Annotated in this window: 6 protein-coding genes; 3 read left to right on the forward strand and 3 right to left on the reverse strand. The window is 37.4% G+C overall.

Annotated features, from left to right (window positions below; all coding sequences use genetic code 11):
- Positions 1-167: 167 nt before the first annotated feature.
- The 3 genes from ACFX4L_RS23995 to ACFX4L_RS24005 form a co-directional block, all read right to left on the reverse strand.
- Complete coding sequence (locus tag ACFX4L_RS23995) at positions 168-2,249, reverse strand: CDP-glycerol glycerophosphotransferase family protein (RefSeq protein ID WP_377382585.1); 2,082 nt, start codon at positions 2,247-2,249, stop codon at positions 168-170.
- A complete protein-coding gene (locus tag ACFX4L_RS24000) occupies positions 2,234-5,587 on the reverse strand; it encodes a CDP-glycerol glycerophosphotransferase family protein (RefSeq protein WP_377406448.1) in 3,354 nt (1,117 codons plus the stop codon). The genes ACFX4L_RS23995 and ACFX4L_RS24000 overlap by 16 nt, the downstream gene beginning before the upstream one ends.
- A 506-nt stretch (positions 5,588-6,093) precedes the next feature.
- On the reverse strand, positions 6,094-6,888 hold the full coding sequence (locus ACFX4L_RS24005) for an MBL fold metallo-hydrolase (RefSeq protein WP_377406450.1): 795 nt from the start codon (positions 6,886-6,888) through the stop codon (positions 6,094-6,096).
- A gap of 340 nt (positions 6,889-7,228) precedes the next feature.
- Between ACFX4L_RS24005 and ACFX4L_RS24010 the strand changes: the two genes are divergently transcribed.
- From ACFX4L_RS24010 to ACFX4L_RS24020, 3 genes are all read left to right on the forward strand, one after another.
- Positions 7,229-7,399 (forward strand): hypothetical protein, encoded by a 171-nt coding sequence (locus ACFX4L_RS24010; RefSeq protein WP_377382579.1) that lies wholly within the window; start codon positions 7,229-7,231, stop codon positions 7,397-7,399.
- Complete coding sequence (locus ACFX4L_RS24015) at positions 7,392-8,276, forward strand: PucR family transcriptional regulator (protein WP_377406453.1); 885 nt, start codon at positions 7,392-7,394, stop codon at positions 8,274-8,276. The genes ACFX4L_RS24010 and ACFX4L_RS24015 overlap by 8 nt, the downstream gene beginning before the upstream one ends.
- 124 nt (positions 8,277-8,400) lie before the next feature.
- A complete protein-coding gene (locus ACFX4L_RS24020) occupies positions 8,401-9,546 on the forward strand; it encodes an ABC transporter ATP-binding protein (protein WP_377382577.1) in 1,146 nt (381 codons plus the stop codon).
- Positions 9,547-9,646: the final 100 nt, after the last annotated feature.

The following is a 9,646-nucleotide window of genomic DNA, read 5'->3' on the forward strand; positions in this document are numbered from 1 at the left end:
TACGTTCCAATCAACGGCCAAATTGTACAACTCATAAAAAATAGACAAACTCGATTTTCATCGAGTTTGTCTACAGTTTGAAACAACTTCCTCACGGAAGTTGTTTGAGTGCATACGAAACATAGCAAAATATAAATGTATTCACCATTTTTCAAATGTAAATGTACTTATTTAGTTTTCAACCGAATTCGTTCTCCCACTCTCTTTATGGGTTTCACATTATTAAGTTTACTCCAAAGGAAACGTACCCCAGGATTACTCAAAAGCCTTGAAATCGACTGCTTGCGTTTAATCTTTTTCAACATCCCTTGTTTCTCTTGAATTCCATTATAAACTCGTTGGCTATTGGAATGATCAATGTAGGGAAGATACATTTCTCTTAAAAGACCAAAGCCTTCTTTTTCTTCAAAACCGGTTTCTGTATAATCTTTAATGGTCGATATCAACTTTTCTGTAGTGAAAACTTGATCACCAAATAACTCATGATCTAAATCCATATAACTGCCTTGATACTTATTGTATGTTTCTAGATCGAATTGGTAGAAAATGACAGGCTTTTTCTGATAAAACATATCCCACGCAACACTTGAGTAGTCCGTAATCAACATGGAAGTTTGCATTAATAAGGAATTTAAGTCCTGTTCATTAGAAATGATGATCCTATGATTATTATTTGAAAAATGGTCAATAAAGTCTTCGAATTTAGGATGCAAATAAAAATACAGCGTCAAATCATGTTGCTCCAATAGCTGGCTCAATTCTTTAGATTGTAAAAACGTCCTGAACACTTGAACATACTCACTTTTTTCCACTTCCTCAAAAGGCAAGTTTTCAAGCCAAACACGCCATGTCGGCATTAATAAGATACTTTTTCCCTTAGACTTATTTTCTATGACATCCCATCGCGGCAGGCCACTTACAATAAGTTCCTTTTTACTATAGCCGAAATGGTTCTGGATGATTTTTCCTTCAGCAGGTGAAGAAACGACAAAAAGACTTGGTGCATTAATGCTTGATTTTTTAAAGATGCTATTAAGTTTCTTCAAACCAATAACACCATGTTGTAAAAAGACAAGCGGCTTATAATTCATCGCTTTTCTAATGCGGCCCTTTTGAATGCGTATGTCGTACGCATGCCCTTTTGTTTCAGAAGACACTAGCAGCTGAGCAGAAAACATGTAAACCATATATTTAAAGCTCATGAATTCAACAACTCTATTTCTCATGCCTTCCAATTTCGGATAATCTTCTGAATCAGGCTTTATAATATAATAAGCTTGTTGATGCTTATGATTTTCATAAATATATTTAAAGAAATAATAACCGTTATCTTGGGCCCTATCAGCCGTTTTCTCGTAAATCAACCAAATATTTTTTTTCATATAATAAGGACGAAGAATATTAAAAACCCAAGAAGCAAGAATTTCTTTAAAAAAGTACATATTGGATTCGTATTCTGTTTTTTCCTTATAAGTTAATGCCAATGTACCTGATGCCGTGATATATGGATAAATCCAAAAACCGTTATCAAAAGTATAGGACATTCCAAAAAGTCTTTTATTCAACTTTCTTGATGCCGACCACGTAGGATTCTTAAATCGAATATAATGATCATTCCCATCAACCCTGACTAACAAATAAAAATCATAATAAAACGGGCGCAATTCCATTGTATCAACATCGATTTCAAAAGAAAGCTTATCTTTCCCTTTCACCTGGAACAAATACTGCTTGTCCTCGGATATATCCCTCGGCTTTAAGACTAGTCCGACCATTTCATATTCCCTTTTCATTTCAAGGCGTACGGTACCAGTCAGGAAGTTACCTTTAAAATTTAAAGACATCAGCGACATTTTTGCTGAAAGAACCTCATCCGACAGGTGGATCGGTTGTTTAATCACGATGCTTAAACCACCATTTCTGGTGATGTAGGGGGTTATCACTTGAACGCCAATAGAGGGGATTGAATGGAAATACTCATTCTTTCCCCCGCTAATTTGTATTCGATGCAATTCCCCATTTTCTTCCACATACAATTTCCAGCGTGATGCCGCTTGATAATATTCTGCGTTAAAGCTTTTAAGGTCGATTACCATTTTTGAATCGATTATATCCGTATCGAATGTCCATCTTATTTTCATGCTTTCTTCAATGCCAATGATTTTCACTGGATGGGGATTCTTGAAATGAAAGGAGATTTTTTCATCTTTACATACTAGATGATCCACCGTGATTATCTTCTGTCCCATAGGCCGCGAACCCCCCTTTCATTCAGATTCATTAAATGATCTCTTAATGAAAAAGCCAGCTTCCTAGTTATTTTTTTGCGTTTTGCAAAGCGCCACATCTTTCTCAGCAATGTCACCTTTGTGAGTTTTTTATAAAAAGAAACTTTTCTTGGCTTTAATCTTTTTTCATTCTTTAAAATATTATTATAAATACGTTCACTGTTTTGATTGTCGATATTAGCGAAGTATTGACTTCTTTTCTCTTTAAAGATTTCTTGTTCTTCAAAGTTGTTACGTATGCTATTTTCAATGGAAGTTAACAAATCATCCGTATTCAGTGCTTGATCCCCGAATAATTCTTTATTCATATCCATGTAGCTTCCTTGTAATTCCGTATATTCATCGAGATCGAACTGATAAAAGATAGTCGGTTTTTCAAGATAGTACATATCCCAAGCAACACTTGAGTAGTCAGTGATCAAGAGTGCCGATTCACGGATCAACTTGCTGATATTAACATCACCAAACTTGATTATCTCGATCTGATCACAAGTTGTATGGAATTGATCAATAAAAGGCTGAAATTTAGGATGGACATAAAACTTCAATTCCACCTGGTGTATCCGGAGCAAGTCCATCAATTTCTCCGAATTCAATAAACCGATATAACTTTTAAAGTAATTCGATTCAATGAATGCATCATTAGACACTTCATTAAGCCAATTCCTCCATGTAGGCATTAAGAAAATTTGTCGTTTTATTGGAGTTTCTTCTTTGTTTACGTCATCCCATCGACTTAAACCGGTAACGATGATATCCTTCTCGTTATATCCAAAATAATTTTTCACGATTTCTTTTTCAAAATCTGAAGAGGTAACGAACAAATCCACTTCCTCTGATGAACCCTTATTTAGCGTACTATCGATTTTCTTTAAACCCAGCACTCCATGTTGTAAAAAGACAATTCTCTTCCTTCTTAAATACTCAATCACTTTACCCTTTTGTACACGCCAAACATAAGAATGTCCCTTGGTTTCTGATGCGATGAGCAGTTTAGAGGCAAATAAATAGATCAAGTGTTTAAAGCTCATAAAGTGGATTACACGATCCTCAAACCCTTTAAGGTTAGCCATATCAGGAGAATCTTTTTTTATAATATAATAGACATTTCTCTCCGGTTGTTCATTATAGCAATATTTAAAAAAGTGATAGCCATTATCCTGTGCGGTTTCTGACAACTTCTCGTAAACAAGCCAAATATTTTTATGATCATAATACCTATTAAGCATCTTATAAACGAAGTAGGATATTTTTTCTTTCCACTTGAAAATTGGTGCTTCATAAACGCTTTTCATTCTGTATGTTAACGCAAGAGAGTTACTTCTTGTAATGTAAGGATATACAACATGGTCGTCCTCTTTTGAATATGAATAATCATTAATAGTCCTATTCAATTTTTTACGGACATTTTCTGTTGGACGTTTAAGTTTTAATTCGTAATCCTCACCTTCTACGTCAACCAATACATAAAAATCCCAATAAAACTGTTCAAATTCGTGCTCGTCCAAATTGACTTCAGATAATATGCTCTTCTTCTTTAAAGTCACGGGAAGTCGCGTAAATGCCTCATTGTTACGATGCTTAAGTAACATTCCCTTTACTTGATAACTTTGAGCGTCTGGCAAAGAGAGTATTATTTCGATTTCAAGTATCGATTTTTTTAGAACAACATTCTTAATCAGAATTTTTGACTTTAATTTTTCATGCCGAAGTGCAAACTCTGTACCAATAACAAAGGAGAGTTCATTCCGGGCTGTTAAATAAGGTGTAAAAACATTCTCTTCATCTGCCTGAATCGAAGGTAAATATCTTTCTTCCATAGGAAGTTTCTTTTGGTCGTAAAAACCAACCCGATTCAATTCCATTACATTCGCATACGTTATCTCAATGAAAACATCCCACCTTGATGGAATTATCCCACTTCTAATAAATGGCTCCAAATTCGAATGGACTTCAATTTGTCGGGAGTTTATTTTTAGAATCGATGGCACTCGATGCATTTCTCCGCTTTTTCTATTTTTAATAACTACGTACGCGGAATTAACCTCGGCATCTTGGATATCTTCCATGGAAAAAGATAATTCATATTCATGGAAGCTTAAGTCATGTATTGGCAGTCTATTCTTCGTAATATAGAAACGAGCTTTATTGACGTCTTCACTTTCACCCAATAGAATTCCCAACTCAGCTTTAGGCGAGATATAAGCCATGGCGTGAGTTTTCACCAGTTCAAGAGGTAGCTGTTCCAATTGAGGAAATGCAAATGTTGATATGGGTTTTAATTTACTTAACTGTACATCCCCGGCAATGACCTCTTTAACATAAACCTTCCACTTTTGACCAGTTTTAAAAAAGATATCATTAAAGATTTTTTTCAAATCGACTATTAAAAGTTGTCCATCCTGTCTGAATTCGTGCGTTTGAACCCATTCTGCTGATGTGCTTTTTTCAAAAACAACGGAAGTGGGCTGACAGGAAGGCTCCATCAATCGAACGAGAAGATGGTCACCCTTTATTTCAAGTTCATCAAAATATCGTGTTTTAATGCTTTCCAATGAATTAGCCAACGGATCCATTTCGTAAAAGGAAAGCTCACTATGTCTGTGAACAAGGTTGGAATTGAACTGAAGTTTGTATGACTTTAAAACCTTGCCGATTTTCGCTTCAACATACAAGTTGGCAGAGGAAGGAATTTCAGCAAGTTTTGATAAATCCACTTCTATTGTATTCCTTTCACCCTGCACGGCTCCAATTGCTGAGGTGCACTCGGTTACAGGATCATATATAGTCAGAAATAGCTTACCTAACTCTCCTTCTTCATGGAAAAACCTTGCCTTTTCCCCCTCCACTTCCATAGCGGAGATGTATAAATTATCCGAAACCACTTTACAGGATGCACGAAATATGCTGGCTGAATTGCCATACATTATACTTAGGGTGTTTTTTTTGTTCAGAAAGATGATTGCAGTCTCGTTTTGTGAAATTTGATAATAAGAACGGGCGAACAATCGATTCTTCATTCTTTTTATAGTAGGTTTGACCAGTCTGAACAACTCTTGGTTCATTTTAAGCAAAATTGTATAAGTTGTCCTATGTACATCTGGCCAGTTCATATTATCAAGTGAAATGGTCAAACAGGTTTCCTCATTCAAACTTTTACAAATTACTTTATCGTAAATATGTTCTTCTTTCGTTTCATTATCTTGCAATATTATATCAGCTGATTCTATATTTTCATTTATGATTATTTCAATCTTTGAGCCTCTTAAGTTAAAACTGGTTGCATGAATTGTTTCCACTAGTTGATCACCTTTTTTTCAATGTAATGTAGCTTGTTCATATTCTATGACTATCATACTATAAAAAGCAGCCCATTTTTAATGAAACTGACAATCCCTCGTTTAAATAAATATTCAAATAATTTCATGAATTTAAACAATATGCCTCTTGTTATCATATTGTGAATTGCATACTTTTAAACATATGATTATACCAAATCACGTGAACATCAACAAAGCGGCCCGAGGCAAATGCGTTTAAACTTTGCTTATTTTAGAAATTCATTTCTATTCACCCGATTAGCTTTTACATCCTATGCATTACTCTCGTATTCTCATGGAGTTCGGATCCTTTTTCTTTCCATACTGTCTATCCCCTGAATCTACCTATGGTCACGCAATTTCCGTTTGCGCAATTATGAAGACCCAAGATTTAACTCCTACACTCTTCCATGAAAACGGCAAGAAGCGATAAACCCTTGCCTTCAATGGAAAATCCCCCTTATTTCATTCATTCTCCCTTGCACTCAAAATATTTCCTTTAGTATTGATGTAACGATATGCTCCGAATCCCATTCATGCTCAGATATCTCGATAAGGGGATATCGATTCGGTAAAACGAGTTGCTGAATCTCATGAACGGTCAGTCCTTGATGATGTAAACGCAAAATTTCACCACGGAGGTTTTCCAAATAATCTAGTTTTTTTCGGAACATTTCCTTTCCATCCGGAACATGCCCGGCATGACAGCAATACACTTCTCCAAAATCATATTGGAGTAATCTTTTTATAGAATCGATGATGATCGGGACAGACTCTTCCCGTAAGACAAGCTTTGTTTTTGGTGTTACGAAAAGATCTCCGGAAAAGAGCATGCCATTACTGTGATTCAAATACACCATATGGTCCTTCGCATGACCAGGGGTAAAAATCGGCTCCCACTTTTGGGTGCGGGAATGAATGGCCTTCCCTAGCGGCTCAGCCTTAAAGGCGTCTCTCTTCCCCCAAAATATTTTGCGATACTCAGGATATTCAGCATCCTTCGCACAAGCATCGACCGACATCGGATGAATGAATATCGGAACCTTTTTATGTTCCATTATCCAGGCTGCGCCCCCCGTATGGTCCTCATGATAGTGTGTCAGCGCCACTAAATCGAAGTCTGCGGACTCATAGAATGGAACAAGCCCTTCCAATAATATCTGTGCACCTGTATCTATCAATAGACCATCCGTTAAAAAAACATAAACACTCATCCCCGACTTGCCGCTAGGAGTCCCGTGCACACAAACCACATCATTTACTGTCTTTATCTCTATCATGAATTTACTCCCCATTATTGGAAAAAATAGTTTTATCTTCCTTTTCACATTATTATAATAAATGTATTATCTCTTTACCCTTTTGACAAGAAAATAATGGAATAATTAACCTGGATGGAAAGGCTTGATAATTGTCATTTAGCCCATTTTTAGAGGAATGGTTTTTAACGATAAGCACGGAACAAAAAGCAGGCGCAAGCCGAGGGCGGACCACCCGCGGAAAGCAAGTGCCTTTTGTTCCAATCAACGTTCAAATTACAAGCCATAAAAAAACTGTAGGCAAACTTGAACTGCCCCGTAAATGTTAGACACCAAACTAACATTTACGGGGTGTTTTTCTATGGCTAAATTTTCTGCCGAACAGAAAATATTTATTACGCGTCTTTACCTAGAAGGAATGCACTTTCCCTTCTCGGAAAAACTGGCAATATCCTATCCTATTCTTTTGAACTTTATTCTTTTTCGCTATAATGATATGGAAAGGGAGAAAGAAGGTGGAAACGATGCTTGAAAATCTCAAACAAAAATTCCCGAACGCTCTTACCAATAAAAAGGATACTAATGATTTTACTGACTATGTTTGGTTCGAAGACTCAAGAAGTATACTTGGCATTCCCCGTTCAGAAATCACAGCTGAAGAAATCCGTTTATTGGGACTGCTTTTTGTTCCTTCCATAAACCAAAATAACCTCAATACGTTTCCAGGCACATCATGGAAAACTTTTTTATCCGAACCGAATGCACCATTGCCTTTAACAAGCTGGGAGAATGTTCGATTCATTCATTTCAAGCTTACTCATGCTGATTATTCCCACTCCGATTTTGAAGACGCCTTCCTCGCTTTCGTTCCATCTGACGCAGCCATTGTCTGGGAAAATGAAACGGCAGGAATCTTAATTGAAACGGTCAAGGATGAATCTTTATCAAATAAAGAACTAATCGCCATTTCTTCCACGCTTGAAAGTGACTTTTATGTAAAGACCCGAATGTTCACCGGGCGCTTTCACCCAGTAAATCAAGACCTGCATCATCATAGGAATCAGGAGAAAAAATGTTTTGATTTGGCACAGGTACATCTGCCGGATCTAAAGGTGGCTGATTTGGCAGACATCATCCCCCATTCTTTAATAAATGACCTATCCGTTACGAATTCAAAGTGGTATATCAATGAGATTCTCGGCAAGACCAAACAGGATACTGAACTTATCAAAACGATTAAAACGTATATCGAATGTAACTCCAATGCTACCTATGCCGCCAAACAGCTTTATATACATCGGAACAGCTTACAATACCGGATAGATAAATTCACTGAAAGAACTGGTCTCGATATTAGAAACTTTCGTCACGCCTTGACTGCGTACTTGATTATATTAATGAATGATTAATTTTCATCAAAAACAGGGATCATCATCCATTTTTGTGCAATGTGCCCATACTTTTTTCTAAACTGATAGCTTAGACTATAGTTAATTAGTACAAGTAATCAGGAGTTTAAAAGGGGGATTTTTCATGGCAGAGTTAATATTAGATCATATATTCAAGATTTATGATAAAAAGGTAACCGCTGTTAAAGACTTCAACCTTCGAGTTGCCGATAAGGAATTCATAGTTTTTGTGGGACCTTCAGGTTGCGGTAAATCGACGACATTAAGGATGATTGCCGGACTGGAAGACATTTCCCAAGGGGATTTATATATAGACGGCAAGCGAGTCAATGATGTCCCTCCGAAAGATCGTGATATTGCGATGGTTTTCCAGAACTACGCCTTATATCCCCATATGTCCGTCTATGACAATATGGCATTTGGATTGAAGCTCAGGAAAACACCAAAAGCGGAAATCAAGCAAAGGGTCAATGATGCTGCAAGGATCCTCGGACTTGAAGAGCTGCTAAACAGGAAACCTAAAGCCCTTTCCGGTGGTCAGCGCCAGCGTGTGGCACTTGGCCGTGCAATTGTAAGGGACGCAAAGGTTTTTTTGATGGATGAGCCACTATCCAATCTCGACGCAAAGCTGCGGGTTCAAATGCGGGCGGAAATCGCTAAACTACATAAACGGCTGGACACCACGACAATATATGTCACACATGACCAAACAGAGGCAATGACAATGGCGACACGCCTTGTCGTAATGAAAGATGGTGTCATCCAACAGGTCGGTGCACCAAAGGACGTTTACGAGAAACCCATTAACGTTTTCGTCGGCGGTTTTATCGGATCGCCTGCCATGAACTTCTTCACCGGAACATTAAAAGAAGGCACGATTAAAATTGGTGCACAAACGCTAGAAATACCAGAATTGAAGATGAAAATGCTGCGTGATCAAGGATATGTCGGAAAAGATATAATCCTTGGCATCCGTCCGGAGGATTTCCATAATGAAGGAGTTTACTTCACGGAGTCCCCAAACACAACATTCACAACCCAAATTGATGTAGCCGAGCTCATGGGCGCGGAGATCATGCTTTACTCCACATTAGAGGGCCAGGACTTCGTCGCACGGGTCGATGCCAAGAATATTATCCAGGCAGGCGAGAAAATCAAACTTGCCCTTGACATGAATAAAGCCCACTTTTTCGATAAAGGGACCGAACATCGCATTTTAGTTGAAGAAGATGAACAGATGCAGGAAAGCATGAAGTTATCTGCTAATTAAACGCAAAAAGACCCGTTCATGAAGAGGCTGCTGAAAAACTCACGTTTTTCTAACTAGTACGGTAAATCAAATTAAAAAAAGACGATTCTCATTCGATACT

Origin of the sequence: Peribacillus sp. YIM B13482, assembly GCF_042787975.1 — a bacterium.
Classification (GTDB): domain Bacteria; phylum Bacillota; class Bacilli; order Bacillales; family DSM-1321; genus Peribacillus; species Peribacillus simplex_A.

Coding starts and splice junctions, on each gene's coding strand:
- ACFX4L_RS24005 (WP_377406450.1), bottom strand. CDS start 6,888: ATGATAGAGATAAAGACAGTAAATGATGTGGTTTGTGTGCACGGGACT.
- ACFX4L_RS24010 (WP_377382579.1), top strand. CDS start 7,229: ATGGCTAAATTTTCTGCCGAACAGAAAATATTTATTACGCGTCTTTAC.
- ACFX4L_RS24015 (WP_377406453.1), top strand. CDS start 7,392: ATGCTTGAAAATCTCAAACAAAAATTCCCGAACGCTCTTACCAATAAA.
- ACFX4L_RS24020 (WP_377382577.1), top strand. CDS start 8,401: ATGGCAGAGTTAATATTAGATCATATATTCAAGATTTATGATAAAAAG.
- ACFX4L_RS23995 (WP_377382585.1), bottom strand. CDS start 2,249: ATGGGACAGAAGATAATCACGGTGGATCATCTAGTATGTAAAGATGAA.